This is a genomic window from Tropicimonas omnivorans, from assembly GCF_031846565.1.
Classification (GTDB): domain Bacteria; phylum Pseudomonadota; class Alphaproteobacteria; order Rhodobacterales; family Rhodobacteraceae; genus Tropicimonas_B; species Tropicimonas_B omnivorans.
The window spans coordinates 402531-419617 of sequence record NZ_JAVRHL010000001.1; the positions used below are offsets into that span (position 1 = coordinate 402531).

General features: G+C 67.0%; 16 protein-coding genes. 7 read left to right on the forward strand and 9 right to left on the reverse strand.

Features of this window, described 5'->3' with window-relative positions; translation table 11 throughout:
- Positions 1 to 6: 6 nt before the first annotated feature.
- Positions 7 to 906 carry a LysR family transcriptional regulator gene (locus tag RM543_RS02025; protein ID WP_311689136.1) on the reverse strand — a complete coding sequence of 300 codons (900 nt, stop codon included), beginning with the start codon at positions 904 to 906 and terminating at the stop codon, positions 7 to 9.
- Between the two features lie 76 nt (positions 907 to 982).
- Here RM543_RS02025 and RM543_RS02030 point away from each other — a divergent pair, with 76 nt between their 5' ends.
- The 5 genes from RM543_RS02030 to RM543_RS02050 all read left to right on the forward strand — a co-directional run bounded on the left by RM543_RS02030 (position 983) and on the right by RM543_RS02050 (position 5566).
- Positions 983 to 1750 carry a sulfite exporter TauE/SafE family protein gene (locus tag RM543_RS02030; protein WP_311689138.1) on the forward strand — a complete coding sequence of 256 codons (768 nt, stop codon included), beginning with the start codon at positions 983 to 985 and terminating at the stop codon, positions 1748 to 1750.
- A 145-nt stretch (positions 1751 to 1895) separates the two neighbouring features.
- Positions 1896 to 2627: a PIG-L deacetylase family protein gene (locus tag RM543_RS02035; protein WP_311689140.1), complete on the forward strand. Its 732-nt coding sequence runs from the start codon at positions 1896 to 1898 to the stop codon at positions 2625 to 2627.
- The gene (locus RM543_RS02040; protein ID WP_311689142.1) at positions 2627 to 3301 is read left to right on the forward strand and encodes a 4-carboxy-4-hydroxy-2-oxoadipate aldolase/oxaloacetate decarboxylase; all 675 of its coding nucleotides are present in this window, start codon (positions 2627 to 2629) and stop codon (positions 3299 to 3301) included. The genes RM543_RS02035 and RM543_RS02040 overlap by 1 nt, the downstream gene beginning before the upstream one ends.
- 13 nt (positions 3302 to 3314) lie before the next feature.
- Positions 3315 to 4355 carry a 4-oxalomesaconate tautomerase gene (locus tag RM543_RS02045; protein ID WP_311689144.1) on the forward strand — a complete coding sequence of 347 codons (1041 nt, stop codon included), beginning with the start codon at positions 3315 to 3317 and terminating at the stop codon, positions 4353 to 4355.
- Positions 4356 to 4366: 11 nt separating this feature from the next.
- Complete coding sequence (locus tag RM543_RS02050) at positions 4367 to 5566, forward strand: LysR family transcriptional regulator (protein ID WP_311689146.1); 1200 nt, start codon at positions 4367 to 4369, stop codon at positions 5564 to 5566.
- 3 nt (positions 5567 to 5569) lie between these two features.
- On the opposite strand, the gene RM543_RS02055 is transcribed toward RM543_RS02050, so the two are convergent.
- From RM543_RS02055 to RM543_RS02090, 8 genes are all read right to left on the reverse strand, one after another.
- Positions 5570 to 6526: an ABC transporter ATP-binding protein gene (locus tag RM543_RS02055; RefSeq protein WP_311689148.1), complete on the reverse strand. Its 957-nt coding sequence runs from the start codon at positions 6524 to 6526 to the stop codon at positions 5570 to 5572.
- Positions 6523 to 7524 carry an ABC transporter ATP-binding protein gene (locus tag RM543_RS02060; protein ID WP_311689150.1) on the reverse strand — a complete coding sequence of 334 codons (1002 nt, stop codon included), beginning with the start codon at positions 7522 to 7524 and terminating at the stop codon, positions 6523 to 6525. Before RM543_RS02060 ends, RM543_RS02055 begins: the two co-directional genes overlap by 4 nt.
- Before the next feature lie 6 nt (positions 7525 to 7530).
- Entirely contained in the window at positions 7531 to 8439 is a 909-nt protein-coding gene (locus RM543_RS02065; RefSeq protein ID WP_311689152.1) for an ABC transporter permease subunit, read from the reverse strand.
- Between the two features lies 1 nt (position 8440).
- On the reverse strand, positions 8441 to 9448 hold the full coding sequence (locus RM543_RS02070; RefSeq protein WP_311689154.1) for an ABC transporter permease subunit: 1008 nt from the start codon (positions 9446 to 9448) through the stop codon (positions 8441 to 8443).
- Between the two features lie 138 nt (positions 9449 to 9586).
- Positions 9587 to 11182, reverse strand: coding sequence for an ABC transporter substrate-binding protein (locus RM543_RS02075; RefSeq protein ID WP_311689156.1), 1596 nt, complete (start codon positions 11180 to 11182; stop codon positions 9587 to 9589).
- A 172-nt stretch (positions 11183 to 11354) separates the two neighbouring features.
- Positions 11355 to 12659 carry a UDP-glucose dehydrogenase family protein gene (locus RM543_RS02080; protein WP_311689157.1) on the reverse strand — a complete coding sequence of 435 codons (1305 nt, stop codon included), beginning with the start codon at positions 12657 to 12659 and terminating at the stop codon, positions 11355 to 11357.
- Between the two features lie 107 nt (positions 12660 to 12766).
- Complete coding sequence (locus RM543_RS02085; protein ID WP_311689159.1) at positions 12767 to 13201, reverse strand: hypothetical protein; 435 nt, start codon at positions 13199 to 13201, stop codon at positions 12767 to 12769.
- Positions 13202 to 13206: 5 nt separating this feature from the next.
- A complete protein-coding gene (locus tag RM543_RS02090; protein ID WP_311689161.1) occupies positions 13207 to 13761 on the reverse strand; it encodes an ActR/PrrA/RegA family redox response regulator transcription factor in 555 nt (184 codons plus the stop codon).
- A gap of 170 nt (positions 13762 to 13931) precedes the next feature.
- On the opposite strand from RM543_RS02090, the gene regB reads away from it, so the two are divergent.
- A complete protein-coding gene (gene regB / locus RM543_RS02095; protein WP_311689163.1) occupies positions 13932 to 15332 on the forward strand; it encodes a sensor histidine kinase RegB in 1401 nt (466 codons plus the stop codon).
- 80 nt (positions 15333 to 15412) lie between these two features.
- A complete protein-coding gene (locus RM543_RS02100; protein ID WP_311689165.1) occupies positions 15413 to 17056 on the forward strand; it encodes a PAS-domain containing protein in 1644 nt (547 codons plus the stop codon).
- Positions 17057 to 17087: the final 31 nt, after the last annotated feature.

Here is a 17087-nt window from a genome sequence, read left to right on the forward strand (position 1 = left end):
CCGCGCTCAGGGAGCCGTCATGGCAACGACATACTTCTCGACCTTGCCGAGAACGTATTCCGCGGCAGGCGACAACGTGCTGTCCCGGCGCGTGATCACGGCGAGATCCCGTGCGATCCGGGTGTCGTCGATCGGGACCGAGACGACGTCCTGCGGCGCCAATGCGATCGCGGACATCGGCAGGACCGAGATCGCCGTGCTCCGCGAGACGATGCGTGTCGCCAGCGCCGAGGACTGCACCTCGTAGGGCCACTGGATCCGGGACGACTTCTCCTCCAGCGCCTTGTCGATGATCTGACGGGAGCGCTTGTGCGGCGCGAGCCGGACCATCGGCCACTCCACCAGATCCTCGAGGGTCACGCTCTTTCGCTCCGCAAGCCGATTGTCATTTCGCATGAAAGCGCAATACGGCTCCTCGCCCAGCGGTCGCGTAATCAGGTCGGAGCTTGCCGCACTGATGAGGGAAATGGCGAAATCACAGCGTCCGGTCCTGACCTTTTCTCCTATTTCGCGAAACGGAATTTCAATGACGTCGATTTCAAGATATGGATTTTCTTCCGCGATTTCGGAAAGAACCTGCGGCAGCAAAGCGCTCGCAAGGGTCGGAAGACAGGCGAATGCCACCTTGCCCGTCGGCTCCGCCTGACGGACGCGAACACTGTCATAGACCGCCTGAAGCTGGCTCAGAAGCGCTCCAGCCTTGGGAAGGAGCGCCTCGCCGGCGGCCGTGAGGGAAATCGCGTGGCTGCTTCGAACCAGCAGCTGCACCCCGAGATCGGTCTCGATCTTTCGCAGCCGGTGACTGAGGGCGGCTTGCGAAAGGCCCAGAAACTTTGCAGCACGCTGGAAGGATCCGTGATCGGCGATGGCGAGGAACGCCTCGATCCCAAGGTAGTCAATCCTCACCATGCCTCCTTCCGGCCTCGGAACGCTTACGCATCGAATTAATATCGATTGAATAATCACTTGGAGCAACACGGGAATGAATTTTTTTTATGACGCGATCATGCCTGACGGAATGTCGTACCTCGTTCTTCTGCTTCTCCTTGCGGCAAGCTTCGTCTCCTCCTTCATCACGGTGGCGTTCGGAATAGGCGGCGGCGCGATGCTGCTGGCCATCATGGCGACGCTCGTGCCCCCGGCCGCCCTCATTCCGACGCACGGCATGATCCAGATCGGCTCCAACCTGGGGCGCGCGCTTGTCGTGCTGAAGCACATCTTCTGGCCCGCCTTGCCCGCCTTCACCATCGGCTCCCTGATCGGCGCGGCCGTGGGCGGGTCTCTGGTGGTGAACATTCCGCCGGCCTGGATCCAGATCGCCGTCGGCTCCTTCATCATCTGGTCGATCTTCGGCCGCCCGCCCCGCGGTGTCCGGGACTGGCCGCTGGCCGTCGGCCTCTTCTCCAGTTTCCTGACGATGTTCTTCGGCGCGACGGGCCTTTTCGTCGCCACGTTTACCAAGTCCCACGAGCTGCCGCGGCATTCCCACGTTGCCACCCACGCCGCCCTGATGACGGTCCAGCACGGGGTGAAGACCATTGCCTTCGGGCTCCTCGGGTTTGCCTTCGGTGAATGGCTGCCCTTCATCATTGCGATGATGGTGCTTGGCTTTCTCGGCACGCTCGCGGGGAAGCTGCTGCTCAACAGGCTCGATGACAGGCGCTTTCGCTTCGCCCTCGACTTCGTCCTGGTCGTGCTGTCCGTCCGCCTCGTCCTCGGCGGAGCATGGGAGTTGTACCAGGGCCGGTGAGCGCGGGTGCCGTTGCGCTGACTGAATACTCGGGCGCGCTTTTGGATTGGTCCTTCGGGCCCGCTTTGCCATAGGCTCGGGGCAGAACTGAAACACGACAGGTCACGCCCGGCTCCGGGACGCGCGCCTTCGGGGGGAATACCGCATGAACACCGGCACCGCGCTCGTCATCAGCGCTCATTCGGCCGATTTCGTCTGGCGCTGCGGCGGCGCCATCGCGCTGCATCAGCAAAAGGGGATCGACGTGACGGTCGTCTGTCTCTCCTACGGGGAGCGCGGCGAGAGCGCCAAGCTCTGGAAGCAGGAGGGCATGACCCTCGACCGGGTGAAGACCGAGCGCCGCAAGGAAGCCGAAAGCGCCGCTGCGGCCCTCGGCGTGGCGGACATCCAGTTCCTCGATTGCGGAGACTACCCGCTCCAGCTGGACCGGGACGAGAAGTTCCGCCTCGTCGATGTGATCCGCAAGGTACAGCCGGGCTTCATCCTCACCCATTCGAAGTACGATCCCTACAACACCGACCACATGTATGCGTCCGAGCTCACGCTCGAGGCGCGGATGATCGCCCAGGCGTGGGGCCACAATCCCGGTGAGAAGGTCCTCGGTGCGCCGCAGGTCTACCTCTTCGAGCCGCACCAGACCGAGCAGATGGCCTGGAAGCCGGACGTCTTTCTCGACATCACCCCGGTCTGGGACCGCAAGTGGGCCGCGATCCAGTGCATGCAGGGGCAGGAGCATCTCTGGCATTACTACGAGAATGTCGGCGAGAACCGCGGCAACCACTTCCGCCGCAACTCGGGCGGTCAGTCGGGCGGTCGTGACTGCAGGTATGCCGAGGGCTTCCAGTCTGTCTTCCCCCGCACCGTGGACGAACTCTGATGGGCGGCGTCGTGGTTCGAGACGTCGAGCGCGCCGATCCCGAGACCGTCCGGGCGCTTGGCGCATGCGGCGTGGCGACGGTCCATGAGGCGCAGGGGCGCAAGGGACTGCTCGCCCCCTACATGTCGCCGATCTATGCGGGGGCGATGGTCGGCGCGTCCGCCGTCACCATCTCCGCCCCGCCGGGCGATAACTGGATGCTCCACGTCGCAATCGAGCAGGTTCGGGACGGGGACATCCTCGTCCTTTCCCCCACCTCCCCGTGCGATGACGGCTATTTCGGCGACCTTCTCGCGACATCCGCCATGGCGCGGGGTTGCCGCGGCCTCGTGATCGATGCGGGCGTCCGGGACGTGAAGGACCTGACCGAAATGGGCTTTCCCGTCTGGTCGAAATGCGTCCATGCGCAGGGCACGGTGAAGGAAACGGTCGGGTCGGTGAATATCCCCGTGGTCTGCGCCGGTGCCTTGATCCGCCCCGGTGACATCATCGTCGCGGATGATGACGGCGCCTGCGTCGTGGCGCGAGAGGAGGCGGAGGACGTTCTGCGAAAGGCACGCGAGCGTCTGGACCGGGAAGAGGAAAAGCGCGCGCGACTGGCCTCCGGCGAACTCGGCCTCGACATCTACGACATGCGCGCACGGCTCGCCGAGAAGGGCCTTGAGTACATCTGAGGGAGGATCGGCGATGCGGGCAGTGCGTGCGATGTGGATGCGGGGCGGCACCTCGAAGGGCGGTTATTTCCTAGCAGGCGATCTGCCGGACGACCGCGATGACTTCCTCCTGCGCGCCATGGGCTCGCCCGACCCGCGGCAGATCGACGGGATGGGCGGGGCCGACCCCCTGACCTCCAAGGTCGCCGTGGTCCGCCGTTCGCAGCGGGCCGGGGTGGATGTGGATTACCTCTTCCTGCAGGTCTTCGTTGACCGCGCCACCGTTTCGGATGCGCAGAATTGCGGCAACATCCTCGCCGGGGTCGGTCCCTTCGCCATCGAGCGGGGGCTGGTGCAGGCGTCGGGCGAGGAAACGGACGTCCGCATCTTCATGGAGAATACCGGCCAGATCGCGACGGCGCGGGTGCAGACACCGGGCGGCGCCCTGACCTACGAGGGCACCGCGCGGATCGACGGCGTCCCCGGCGCGTCCGCCCCCGTTCCGCTGACGTTCGAGGAGACCGCCGGATCGACCTGCGGCGCGCTCCTGCCGACCGGCAATGCCGTGGACGAGATCGACGGCATCGCCTGCACCCTGATCGACAACGGCATGCCCTGCGTCGTGATGAGCGCCGAGGCGATGGGGATCAGGGGAGACGAGGACCCCGCTGACCTTGAGGCCGATCTCGGCCTGCGGGAACAGCTGGAGGCGATCCGGCTGAAGGCGGGGGAGATGATGAACCTGGGCGACGTCACGGACAAATCAGTCCCCAAGATGACGATGGTGTCGCGCCCGATGGCCGGCGGCGCGCTGTCCACCAGAACCTTCATACCCCACCGCTGCCACAAGGCGATCGGCGTCCTCGGTGCAGCCACCGTCGGCACCGCCGCGCTGCTGCCGGGCAGTCCTGCCCATGCCGTCGCGACGCTGCCGGACGGAACGGAGAAAGCCCTGTCCATCGAGCATCCGACCGGGGAGATGACCGTTATCGTGACGCTGGAAGACGGCGAAGTGAGCCGCACGGCGATCCTGCGCACGGCCCGGAAGCTGATGGACGGGACGGTGTTCGGCTGAAGGGCGCGGCGGTGCAGGACGGGACCGCCCGCATCCCGAACCTCAGGCATGTCGCGGGGATCGAGGCCATCGGGCGGGAGGGCACCCTGTCCGCTGCCGCCGCCGCCGTGTCCCTCTCCCAACCGGCCATGACCCAAGGGCTTGCCGCCGTTGAGCACAGCGTCGGAACGCCCCTTTTCCTGCGCACCCGCTCGGGCATGACGCCGACCGAAGCCGGGGAGATCTACCTTCGGCGCATCCACCGGGGCCTCGCCCTCCTGCGCCGGGCGGGACAGGCGGCGGGCCGGCCGAATCTCTGGCGGATGGTGAGCCTCGGTCAACTCGCGGCACTGATCGCGGCGGTCGAGCACGGCGGGATCAGACCCGCTGCCGCCGCACTCGGGCGCGAGGCGTCCACCATCAGTCGCGGGTGCCGCGGGTTGTCGGACCTTGCCGGACTGCCGCTCTTCGAGGCGACCTCCCACGGGATGACCCCGAGCCGGCCCGCGCGAGACCTCGCCCGGCTCGGGCACCTCGCCCTCGCCGAACTGGAGCAGGCCCGCCTCGACGTGGCCGACTGGCAGGGCAGCTTCGGCGGGCGCATCGTCGTCGGGTGCCTGCCGCTGGCGCAACCGGCGCTGCTTCCCGAAGCCCTCTGCCGGTTTGCCGGGGAGTTTCCGACCGTTGCGATCAGCGTGGCGGACGGGCTCTATCCCGCCCTCGCGCAGGATCTCCGCCACGGCCGGATCGACCTTCTGATCGGCGCGCTGCGCGAGGAAAACCTGCCCGATGGCGTGACGGAGCGCATCCTCTTCTCGGACAATCTCTGCATCGCCGCGCGGCCCGGCCACCCGCTCGTCCGTGGCCCCGCGAGCGACGCCGACCTCGCCCGGTTCCCCTGGATCGCCCCCCGCAGCGGCGCCCCCTCCCGCGCGCATTTCGACGCGCTTCAGGCCCGCCTCGCGCCGGACGGGTGCCCCCGCCCCATCGAAACCGGCTCCTCCGCCGTGATCGCCGGGCTGCTCGCGCGGTCGGATCGGCTGGCTCTCGTGTCGCGAACGCAGGTTGAGGACGACCTGGCGGCGGGGCGCCTCTCCCTCATCGAGACCGAGATCCCGGACAGCCCGCGCGCCATCGGCTACGCGCACCGCTCGGACTGGCTTCCGAGCGTGCCACAGGCGCGCTTCCTCGAGATCTTCGAGGACGTAGTGGCGCGTCCCGGTCTGTCCTGAGGCTCAGGCTTCCGGAAAGAAGCACGCCGCCGGGTGAGGTTCGCCTTCGAGAACCGGGCGCTCGGCGCGGCACTTGTCCTGCGCTTTCCAGCAGCGGGGCGCGAAGGGGCAGCCGGGGGGGACGTTCATCGGAGACGGCAGCTCTCCCACCAGCTTGATCCGCTCGCGCCGGCTGGACGGCTCCGCGGAGGGCGTCGCCGACAGGAGCGCCTTGGTGTAGGGGTGCCGCGGCGCCGCGAAGACCTCGTCCTTCGGCCCGACCTCCACCGGCCGGCCGAGATACATCACCATGATGTCGTCAGCGACGTGCCGGACGACGGACAAATCGTGGCTGATGAAGAGGTAGGCCAGGTCGAGCCGCTCCTGAAGGTCGTTCAGCAGGTTCAGGATCTGGCTCTGGATCGACAGATCGAGCGCGGAGACCGGCTCGTCCAGCACCAGCAGCTTCGGCTCCAGCATCAGCGCGCGGGCAACCGCGACGCGCTGGCGCTGACCGCCGGAGAACATGTGGGGGTAGCGGTCGTAATGCTCCTCGCGCAGGCCGACGAGGCGCATCATCTCCTTGGCCGCCGCGCGCCGCTCCTTGGCGCTCATCTTCGGACGGTTGATCTTGAGCGGCTCCTCGAGGATCGCGCCAACGCGCTTGCGCAGGTTCAGCGAGCCGTAGGGGTCCTGGAAGACGATCTGCACGTCGGTCCGCAGGGAGGGCCAGTCTGGCTTGGTCGCGCTTCGCCCGTCGATCTCCAAGGTGCCGCTCGTGGGCTCCTCGATGAGCGTGACGAGCCGCGCGAGGGTGGACTTGCCGCAGCCTGACTCGCCGACGACGGCCAGCGTCTTGCCGGCCTCGATGGAGAAGGACGTGCCGGCCACGGCGCGAACGATGCCGGCGTCCGAGAACAGCCCACCGCCGACCTCGTAGTCGCGGCCCAGATCCTTCGCGGTGACGACGGTGGCGCTCATGCGCTCGCTCCTTCGACCTTCGCCGGCACGACGCCCCCCGGCACCTCCAGCGGATAGTGACAGCGCGCAAGGCCGAGCGGACGCGGCTGCACCGGCGGCGGCACGATGCGGCAGGTCTCGTCAGCGAACTTGCAGCGCGGCGAGAAGAGACAGCCCTCCGGTCGGTCGTGCTGCCCCGGAACGACGCCCGGAATGGTCGGCAGCCGCTTTTCCGTGGCCCGCTCCGGCAGGGCGGCGAGAAGGGCGGCCGTATAGGGGTGATGCGGCGCCCTGAAGAGATCCGCGACCGGCTGCTCCTCCACCTTCTGCCCGGCATACTGGACCGCCACCCGTTCCGCCGTCTCCGCGACGACGCCCATGTCGTGCGTGATGAGGATGAGGCCCATCCCGGTATCCCTCTGCAGGCCGGTCAGGAGATCGAGGATCTGGGCCTGGATCGTCACGTCGAGCGCCGTGGTCGGCTCGTCCGCGATCAGGAGGCGGGGGCGGCAGGAGATCGCCATGGCGATCATGACCCGCTGGTTCATGCCCCCTGAAAGCTGGTGGGGGAATGCGGACAGGCGCTTCTCGGGCGACGGGATTCCGACCATCTCGAACAGCTCGATGCAGCGGGCATGGCGCTGCTTGCGGTCGAGGTCGGTATGCTTGCGAAGCGCCTCCTTGATCTGAAAGCCGACGGTGAAGCACGGGTTCAGCGAGGACATCGGTTCCTGGAAGATCATCGACAGGTCCGCGCCGATGAGCCGGCGCCGTTCCGGGCCCGACATGGCGCGCAGGTCCCGCCCGTCGAAACTCATTTCGTCTGCGGTGACCGTCGCGGTCCAGGGCAGAAGGCCCATCGTCGCCAGCATGGAGACGGACTTGCCGGACCCGGACTCGCCGACGATGGCGAGGATCTCGCCCGCGCGCACGTCCACGTCGACGCTGTCGACCGCGCGGAAGCGGCCCGAACCGGTGGTGAACTCCACCGAGAGATTGCGGATGGTCAGAAGGGACATCTGGAATCAGCTCCGCTTCAGCTTGGGATCGAGCGCGTCGCGAAGGCCGTCGCCCATCAGGTTGATCGCGAGCACGGTGACGAGGATGGCAAGGCCGGGGAAGGTCACGACCCACCACGCCCGGAGGACGAATTCCCGCGCATCGGCGAGCATCGTGCCCCATTCGGGTGTCGGCGGCTGCGCGCCCATGCCGAGGAAGCCGAGCGCGGCGGCGTCGAGGATCGCGGTGGAGAAGGACAGCGCGGCCTGCACGATGATCGGCGCGAGGCAATTGGGCAGAACGGTCAGGAACATCTGCCGCAGCGGCCCGGCGCCCGCGACACGGCTGGCGATGACGTAATCCTTGGTCCGCTCGTTCAGAACGGAGGCACGCGTAAGGCGGACGTAATGCGGCTGAAGGACCAGCGCGATGGCAATCATGGCGTTCAGGAGCGACGGCCCGAGAACCGCCACGAGCACCAGCGCCAGGAGGAGCGACGGAAAGGCGAGGACGATATCCATCAGGCGCATGATCAGCGTGTCGAGCCACTTCGGCGCGAAGCCCGCGACGAGGCCGAGGAAGATGCCCCCCGTCGCCGCGACGACGACGACGACGATGCCGACGAAGAAGGAGAACCGCGCCCCATGGATCAACCGGGAGAGCATGTCCCGCCCCAGCGCGTCCGTTCCGAGGGGAAAGCCCCATGTCCCTCCGTCCTGCCAGACAGGCGGTTGCAGGATCGCGGAGCGGAACTGCGTCGAGGGATCGTAGGGCGCGATGAGATCGGCGAACAGCGCAACGAAGACGAAGGCGATGAAGACGTAGAGCCCCATAACCGCGCCGCGGTTTTCCTTGAAGTACGTCCAGAACTCCCGAAGTCGGCCGGGGCGGCGCGTCGGGACGGTACTGGCGATTTGAGACGAGGCGTCGGCCATGTCAGCGCTTCCGGATCTTGGGGTTGATGAGGCCGTAGAGCACATCGACGATGAGGTTCACGATCATCACGATGACCGCGATCATCAGAAGGCCGCCCTGAACCACCGGGTAGTCCCGGCGGAAAATGCTGTCGACCATCCATTTGCCGATGCCGGGCCAGGAGAAGATCGTCTCGGTCAGGATCGCCCCGGCGAGAAGCGTACCGACCGAGAGGCCGATGACGGTGATGACGGGGATCATGGCATTGCGCAGCGCATGGAGCCCGTTCACCCGGCCGGGGGACAGGCCCTTCGCGCGCGCGGTGCGGATGTAGTCCTCGCTCAGGACCTCCAGCATCGCCGAACGCGTCTGTCGCGCGATGACGGCGAGCGGGATGGTTCCCAGGACGATGGAGGGCAGGATCAGGTGCTGCACCGCCGACTTGAAGGCGCCGCTCTGACCGGACAGCAGCGAGTCGATCAGCATGAAGCCCGTCACGTCGTCGAAGAAGTACATCAGCCCCATCCGGCCCGAAACGGGCGTCCAGCCGAGGTTACCGGAGAAGACGATGATGAGGAGCAGGGCCCACCAGAAGATCGGCATCGAGTAGCCGACGAGCGCAGTGGACATCAGCGCCCGGTCGAAGAACTTGCCGCGATAGACCGCGGCGATGATCCCCGCAGGCAGACCGAGCACGATGGCGAAGATGATCGCGCAGAGCGACAATTCCAGCGTCGCCGGGAACAGGGAGAAGAACTCGTCCCAGACCGGGCGATTGGTCACGAAGGACCGGCCGAGGTCACCCTGAAGGACGCCGGTGAAATATTCCCAGAACTGAATGGGGAGCGGACGGTCGAATCCGAACTGCTGGGACAGCGCTTCGTACCGTTCCTGGGTCATGCCCCTCTCGCCGGCCATGACGATGATCGGATCGCCGGGCAGGACGCGGATGAAGCCGAAGGAAACGATGCAGACGCCGAGGAACGTCGGCACGAAAGTCGCGAGCCGCGACAGGAGATACTTGAGCAATGAACCCGCTTTCCGTTGGCTGCTGGTCGGCGCTGAAGGCGATCTGGCGTGCCGTCCGACCTGTCTCCCGCTTGGGGAGACCGCGGACAGGGGCGGGCCGGGTAGCCCGCCCCCTTATTGGTCGTCAAGACGCGAGGATCACTCGCTGGCGAGGCTCACGTCGTCGAAGAGGTGGCCGCCGAGCGGGTGCACCACGTAGCCTTCGACTTCCGGGCGGACCGGCATGAAGACGACGGAGTGGGCGATCGTCGCCCAGGGTGCCTGCTCCTTGAAGATCACCTGGGCCTCTTCGTAGAGCGCGGCGCGCTCCTCCTGCGTCGGCAGGGTCTTGGCTTCCTGGATGATCTCCTCGAACTCCTCGTTGCACCACTGGGCGCGGTTGGCGCCGCCGACGCCGTCACAGCCGAGAAGGACCGCGAGGAAGTTGTCCGGATCGCCGTTGTCCCCGGTCCAGCCGAGGAGCACGGCGCCGTCACGATCCTCGTCGGAGGACCGCTCGAGGTACTCGCCCCACTCGTAGGACACGATCTCCACGTCGACGCCGATCTCGGAGAAATCCTCCTGGATCAGCTCGGCCATGCGGCGTGCATTGGGGTTGTATGGGCGCTGCACCGGCATCGCCCACACCTTCATGGACAGGTCCTCGACGCCGGCCTCTTCGAGCATCTGACGCGCGGCCTCGGGATCGTAGGAATCGTCCTCGACCGCCTCGTTGTAGGACCACATGGTCGGCGGAATCGGGTTCTTCGCCGTCTCGCCGTAGCCCTGGAAGATCACCTCGATGATGGCGTCCTTGTCGATCGCCATGTTCAGGGCCTTGCGGACCTGAGGATCGTCGAACGGTTCCATCGTGGTGTTATAGGCGAGGTAGCCGACGTTCAGACCCTCCTGCTGGAGCATCTCGACATCGTCGGCATCCATCATCGCCTGGATGTCGGCAGGGTTCGGATAGGGCATCACATGGCATTCGCCGGCCCGCAGGCGCTGGTAGCGCACGGACGCGTCGGGCGTGATCGCGAAGACGAGATTGTCGACCTTCGGCGTGTCCTCTTCCCAGTACTCCTCGTTCGCGGTGTACCGGATCACGGCGTCCGTCTGGTAATCCTGGAACGAGAACGGGCCGGTGCCGACGGGCTGCTGGTTCAGCATCTCCGGCGTACCGGCTTCCTCCATCGCGTCCGCGTATTCCTTGGACATGATGGACGCGAAATCCATCGCGAGGTTCGCGATGAAGGGCGCTTCGGGGCGGGTCAGGTTGAACCGGACCGTCATGTCGTCGACCTTCTCGATGCTCTCGATCAGGTCCGGCATGGACATGCTGTTGAAGTATTCCCAGGAGCCCGCATAGGAGAAATACGGGTTCTCTTCGTCCATCTGCCGCTCGAAGCTGAAGATGACGTCATCGGCGTTCATCGGGCGGGTGGGGGTGAACATGTCGTTCGAGTGGAACTGCACGTCCGGACGCAGGGTGAAGGTGAAGGACGTGCCGTCCTCGGACACCTCCCAGCTCTCGGCAAGGCCGGGAACGACGTTCGTCGTGCCGGTCTCGAACTCGGCGAGCTGGTTGTAGACGGTGTGGGACGACGCGTCGAAGGTCGTGCCGGCGGTGTAGAGCGCGGGGTCGAAGCCTTCGGGCGAACCCTCGGAGCAGTAGACCAGCGTCTGGGCGCCGGCGGCGCCGGCGGCGAGGGTCAGCGCAAGGCCGCTCACCGCGAGATGGTTTACGAATTTCATCCGTAACTCCCTGTCATTCACGCCACCGGCCCTGGAGGCGCGGCAGCTCGCCGGATCGGTTTCCGCCCGGCGTTCATGATGCAGAGGTTACTCAGGAGCGGCTCGCCTCGTCCAGCCCTGCGGCGGGAAGACGCAGCGACCGTTTGCCAGCTAAATGGGCAAATGCCCTCTTTTATCGCCCCACAGCGACGTATGCCTCGAAACCCGCCGCGACGACGTCCTCGCGGGAGTAGACATTGCGCAGGTCTGCGAAGCGGGGGGAGCTCATCGAGCCGGCAATGCGGTCCAGATCCAGGGCGCGGAACTCGTTCCACTCGGTGAGAATCACGATGGCATGGGCGCCCTCGGCCGCGGCATAGGGGTCCTCGGTCCATTCGACGCCGGGCAGCATCCCTTCGCCCTCGCGGCGGCCCTGCGGGTCGACCACGCGGACCTTCGCGCCGCCGCCGATGAGGGCCGGGACCAGGGTGAGGGACGGCGCATCGCGCATGTCATCGGTGTTGGGCTTGAAGGTGACGCCGAGCACCGCGACGGTCTTGCCGTTGAAGGACCCGTCCAGAAGGTCCTGAAGCTTGTCCACCATCCGGCGCTTCATCTGCTCGTTCACGTCGATGACGGTCTCGGTGATGTGCAGGGGCGCGGCGTGGTCCTGCCCCATCCGGGCGAGCGCCTTTGTGTCCTTGGGGAAACAGGAGCCGCCGTAGCCGGGGCCCGCATGCAGGAACTTGTTCCCGATCCGCCCGTCGAGGCCCATCCCCTTCGAGACCGACTTGATGTCCGCTCCGACCTTCTCGCACAGCGTCGCGATCTCATTGATGAAGGTGATCTTCGTCGCGAGGAAGGCATTCGCCGCGTACTTGATCATCTCGGCCGATTCCAGGTCGGTGTAGACGATGGGAAAGTCCCGCAGGAACAGGGGCTTGTAGATATCCCCCATCACCGTCTGCGCCCGCTCCGTCTCGACGCCGACGACGACGCGATCGGGCCGCATGAAATCGTCGATGGCCGCACCTTCGCGCAGGAACTCCGGATTGGAGGCGACGTCGAACTCGGCATCCGGGCGCGCCGCGCGAATGATCTCGCCCACCTTGCGGTTGGTGCCGACAGGGACGGTGGATTTCGTGACGATGACAGTCGGTCCGGTCAGCGCTGCCGCAATTTCTTCCGCAGCGGAATAGACATAGCTCAGATCCGCATGGCCATCGCCCCGGCGCGTCGGCGTGCCGACGGCGATGAAGACCGCATCCGCGCCCGCCACCGCTTCGGCGAGATCGCCGGTGAAGGAAAGCCGGCCGCCAGCGACGTTCCGTGCCATCAGATCATCGAGACCCGGCTCGTAAATCGGAACCTCGCCGCGCTCCAGCATGTCGATCTTGGCGGGGTTCTTGTCCACGCAGACGACCTCGTGGCCGAAGTCCGAGAAGCAGACGCCTGAGACGAGGCCGACATAGCCCGTGCCGATCATCGCGATTTTCATGCCAGACGTCCTCGCTCTTCCAACCTGTCCTTGCGTCCGGTCGGATGCGGCATGGGGCAGAGGCTGTCAATGCCGCGGGCGGCACTCCCTCGCCTGCGGGTTGCGCTTCAGGCGCAGGCGAGCCCGGCGGACAGCCGCTCAGGCGCTACGCGGATGGCGCCCTCGCCGGTGAGGTCCGGAGCATCGCTGCGATCCCCGCCGGTCGTTCGGACAGGCGTGCCGGATCGATCGTAGGACCAGCCGAGAAAGGCGCCGCCGCGCATGATTGCGGTCAGTCCGCCGGCCCAGTCATACGCACGCGCCGGCCCGCCGCAGGACACCTCCCGCACGCTGACCGGCCGCGCACCCGTGAGGCGGCTCGCCGCCGTCAATGTGCTTGCCTCGGTCCGGCCGAAGCCGATCTCCATCCCAGTCGCGCCGGCGCGCAGGCCGTCCGGCGCCAGCACCAGGGGCGGCCCGGACGGCGCACGGGCCACCGATGTTTCGGGGGCGCTGGCGGTACAGCCGCCGAGAGCCGCGCCCAGCGCGAGGGCCAGAGCCACGCGCCTCACTTGGGGCTGCGCTTGGCAAGAATGCGCTGGAGGGTGCGGCGGTGCATGTTCAGACGCCGGGCCGTCTCGCTCACGTTGCGGTCGCAGAGCTGATAGACCCGCTGGATATGCTCCCAGCGCACCCGGTCGGCGGACATGGGGTTGTCGGGCGGGGGCGGAAGATCGCCGGACCCCGAAAGAAGCGCGGCCGTCACGTCGTTCGCATCGGCAGGCTTCGAGAGGTAATCCGTCGCGCCGATCTTCACCGCGGCCACGGCCGTCGCGATGGCGCCGTAGCCCGTCAGGACCACCACCTTCGCATCGGGGCGCTTTTCCCGGATCGCCTCCACCACGTCGAGGCCGTTGCCGTCCTCGAGGCGCAGGTCCACCACGGCATAGGCCGGGGGCCTCGCGCTCGCCTGCGCCTTGCCTTCCGCCACGCTCAGCGCCAGCTCCACCTCGAAGCCTCGCTTCTCCATCGCGCGCGCAAGACGCCGGAGGAACGCCTCGTCGTCGTCGACGATCAGGAGGGAAGGATCGGGCCCGATCTCCGGCACTTCACGCTCGCTCATGGCCGCGGTCCTTTTTTGAAGCTGTTGCCTCATGTCCTAGCACCTCAAGGGCCGGGGTCAAACGGGCCGGCGGACGCGAAGGAGCCCGATGCGCCGGGCGATGGACGCCGCCCTCGCCCGGGCTTACCCTTGCCGGACCCCCGACCCCGCCCCTCCACCGGAGACGTGACATGGCAGATACGTCAGCCGATCTTCCGGGCAGCTTCGGCGAAGAGACGAACCGCATTCGTCTCAGGACGCTGATCGTCCTGCGCTGGATCGCGATCCTCGGTCAGATCGCGGCGATCGAGGTCGGCCGCCGCGCCTTCGGCCTCGAGCTTCCTGTGCTGCTTTGCTACGCCGCGATCGGCACTGCCGTCCTCGCCAATCTCGTTGCGATCTTCCTCTACCCGGAAACGACGCGCCTGACCGAGGGGGAGACGGTCCTCACGCTGATGTTCGACGTGGTGCAGCTCGGCTTCCTGCTGATGCTGTCGGGCGGGCTCAACAATCCCTTCGCGCTTCTGATGCTTGCGCCCGTGACGATCGCGGCCACGGCGCTTCGGCTCGACTCCGCCCTGATGATCGGAGCGGCGGCGACGGCACTGCTCACGGTCCTGGCCTTCGTCTATCTGCCGATTCGCAGCGAGGGCGGGGAGGTGCTGCACCTGCCGATCCTCTTCCTCTTCGGGTTCTGGGCGGCGACGGTCATCGGCGTCGGCTTCGTCGCGGGCTTCGTGCGGCAGGTCTCGGGGGAGATCCAGTCCATGTCGGATGCCCTCCTTGCCACGCAGATGGCCCTCGCCCGCGAGCAAAAGCTGACCGATCTCGGCGGCGTCGTCGCGGCGGCGGCGCACGAGCTCGGGACGCCCCTTGCCACCATCAAGCTCGTCAGCTCCGAACTGGTGGACGAGCTGGGGAGCACCGAACACGGTGAGGACGCCCGCCTTATCGGTGAGCAGGCTGACCGGTGCCGGGACATCCTGAGGTCGATGGGCCGGGCCGGGAAGGACGACCTCCATGTCCGGCAGGCCCCGCTGGACGGCGTGCTGCGAGAAGCCGCGGAGCCGCACGAGAAGCGCGGCAAGGACATCGCAATCGACTGCGCGCCGGCGCCGGGCGCCGATTCGCGGCAACCCGTGATCCTGAGACGGCCCGAGATCATTCACGGCCTGCGCAACCTGATCCAGAACGCGGTGGATTTCGCCGCCGCCCGCGTCTGGATCGAGGTGCGCTGGACGGATTCGCGCGTGACGCTGCGCATCACCGATGACGGGCCGGGCTTTCCGCCCAACCTGATCGGGCGGATCGGCGATCCCTTCGTCGCGCGGCGGCGGGACGGCATGACCACCGGCGGCGCGCGGCGGCCGGGATATGAGGGGATGGGCCTCGGCCTCTTCATCGCCAAGACGCTTCTGGAAAGAACCGGCGCAAAGCTGGTTTTCTCCAATGCGGGCGACACGTTCGATGCGGGCGACGAGCCGGTGCGCCACGGCGCGAGCGTGCAGGTGACCTGGCCTCTTTCGGCCATCGCCGCCCCGCGCCGGGAAGACGGCGGTCTCGGCCGGAACGAACCCAACGCGTGGCCGTGAATTTTGCAATTTGCGACGAGTTAACGTCTTGTTAACCGCCTTATAGGCAAGACTCCGCTGAACATCGGGAGTCGCATGCCATGTTTCCCTCGCATATCGCAATGGCGGCCGGTCTGGTCGGGACGTCCCTGGTCTCGGCGCTGCTGGCGGTCTTCGTCACGGTCCTGATCCCGTCCCGGCGCCGGTCGACGCTTCCGCCCCTGTCGGATGGCAACCTGCGGGCCGTTTTCCTGTTCGACGGGCATGACCTCATCGATGCGACGCCAGCCGCGCGGCGCCTGCTGGACGGGGTCGACGCGGATGGGGCGGCGGCGGACGGGATCGATGACGGCGACATGGAGGAGGAGGGCGGCGAGTGGCCGCGCCTCGCTGCCCGCCTCGCCCCCCGGTTTCCCGGCCTCGCCGAGCGGGTCCAACGGCTTCCCCGAACCGGCCACTTCCTCCTTCGCCCGGATCCCTCCGTCGGCGGACCGACATTGGAGGCGGAGTGGCTCGACGGGGTGATGCGGATCACCCTCGATGCTCTCACCAGCACCGAGGCAGAGTCCGGGAACCTCGCGCAAACGGCTGAACTCACGACCCTGCGCGCAGTCGTCAACACCTCCCATTTGGCGATCTGGACGGAGGACCCCGACGGAGCGGTGCGCTGGGCGAACACGGCCTATCTCAATCTCGCACGCACCCGGCTCGGCCCGGACGAGGAGCTCGGATGGCCATTGCCCCGCCTCTTCGAGCGCGCCGCGGAGGTCGCGGAGTCGCAACCCCACCGCGTCTGCCTGCCCGGCCCCGACGGCCTTGCGCAGACCTTCGACCTCACCGTGCGGAGGGCACCGAAGGGGAAAGGCGCCTCGCCCGTTCCCGGATGGGGCGGTACCCTGACATGCTTCGCCACGCCGGCGGACGATCATGTGGCGGCGGAGCGGGGACGGGACGAGGTCGTGCGGACCCTCGCATCCATCTTCGCGCACATCCCCTCCGGCCTCGCGATCTTCGACGGGGAATGGCGCCTTGCCCTGGTCAATCCCGCGCTCTCCCTCATCACCGGGCTCGACGAGAGCATCCTCGACGGCAAGCCCTCCCTCGGGCTCTTCCTCGATGCCCTCAGGGACCGGCGCCGCATCCCGGAGCAGAAGGATTACCGAAGCTGGCGCGCCAGTCTGCTCGAGGCCGCGCGGTCAGGGTCGCACAGCGAAACATGGACCCTGCCGGACGGACGGACCCTGCGCGTCACCATCCGCCCCCATGCCGGTGACTGCCTCGCATTCGTCTTCGACGACGTGACCTCCGAAATGGCGATCACCCGGCGCTTCCGCTCCGAACTGGAAGTCGGGCAGTCCATCGTGGATTCGCTGTCCGAAGCGATCGCGGTCTTCTCCTCGGCCGGGAGCCTGCTGATGTCGAACGTCGCCTACGACAGGCTCTGGCAATGCGATACGCAGCACAACCTTGGCGAGGTTCGGCTGGAAGACGCCGCGCTCCACTGGCAGAGCCTCTGCGCCGAAGCGCCCGATTGGGAGGCCTTTGCCGAAGCGGAGGAGGGAAAGGAGCGCCAGTCCCGCCACGCGCTCGCGCTTCATATGGACGGCCGTCGCCTTTTATGCCGGTTCACGCCGCTTCCCGGCGGGACACTTCTCGTGGGCTTTGCCGAGAAATCGCACCCGCAAAGGATGCGCCCGGGGGCCATTTCGAACGACGTTCAATCGGAAACCGAAGCCGCCGAGTGAGGGCATGAGGGGCCGGTGCCGCTTGCAGCCG

Bases quoted from the DNA above. Each gene is read 5' to 3' on its own strand.
- RM543_RS02090 (WP_311689161.1), bottom strand. From the start codon at position 13,761: ATGAGCGAGCGTGAAGTGCCGGAGATCGGGCCCGATCCTTCCCTCCTG.
- RM543_RS02045 (WP_311689144.1), top strand. From the start codon at position 3,315: ATGCGGGCAGTGCGTGCGATGTGGATGCGGGGCGGCACCTCGAAGGGC.
- RM543_RS02040 (WP_311689142.1), top strand. From the start codon at position 2,627: ATGGGCGGCGTCGTGGTTCGAGACGTCGAGCGCGCCGATCCCGAGACC.
- RM543_RS02080 (WP_311689157.1), bottom strand. From the start codon at position 12,659: ATGAAAATCGCGATGATCGGCACGGGCTATGTCGGCCTCGTCTCAGGC.
- RM543_RS02065 (WP_311689152.1), bottom strand. From the start codon at position 8,439: ATGGCCGACGCCTCGTCTCAAATCGCCAGTACCGTCCCGACGCGCCGC.
- RM543_RS02055 (WP_311689148.1), bottom strand. From the start codon at position 6,526: ATGAGCGCCACCGTCGTCACCGCGAAGGATCTGGGCCGCGACTACGAG.
- RM543_RS02100 (WP_311689165.1), top strand. From the start codon at position 15,413: ATGTTTCCCTCGCATATCGCAATGGCGGCCGGTCTGGTCGGGACGTCC.
- RM543_RS02035 (WP_311689140.1), top strand. From the start codon at position 1,896: ATGAACACCGGCACCGCGCTCGTCATCAGCGCTCATTCGGCCGATTTC.
- RM543_RS02075 (WP_311689156.1), bottom strand. From the start codon at position 11,182: ATGAAATTCGTAAACCATCTCGCGGTGAGCGGCCTTGCGCTGACCCTC.
- regB (WP_311689163.1), top strand. From the start codon at position 13,932: ATGGCAGATACGTCAGCCGATCTTCCGGGCAGCTTCGGCGAAGAGACG.
- RM543_RS02060 (WP_311689150.1), bottom strand. From the start codon at position 7,524: ATGTCCCTTCTGACCATCCGCAATCTCTCGGTGGAGTTCACCACCGGT.
- RM543_RS02030 (WP_311689138.1), top strand. From the start codon at position 983: ATGAATTTTTTTTATGACGCGATCATGCCTGACGGAATGTCGTACCTC.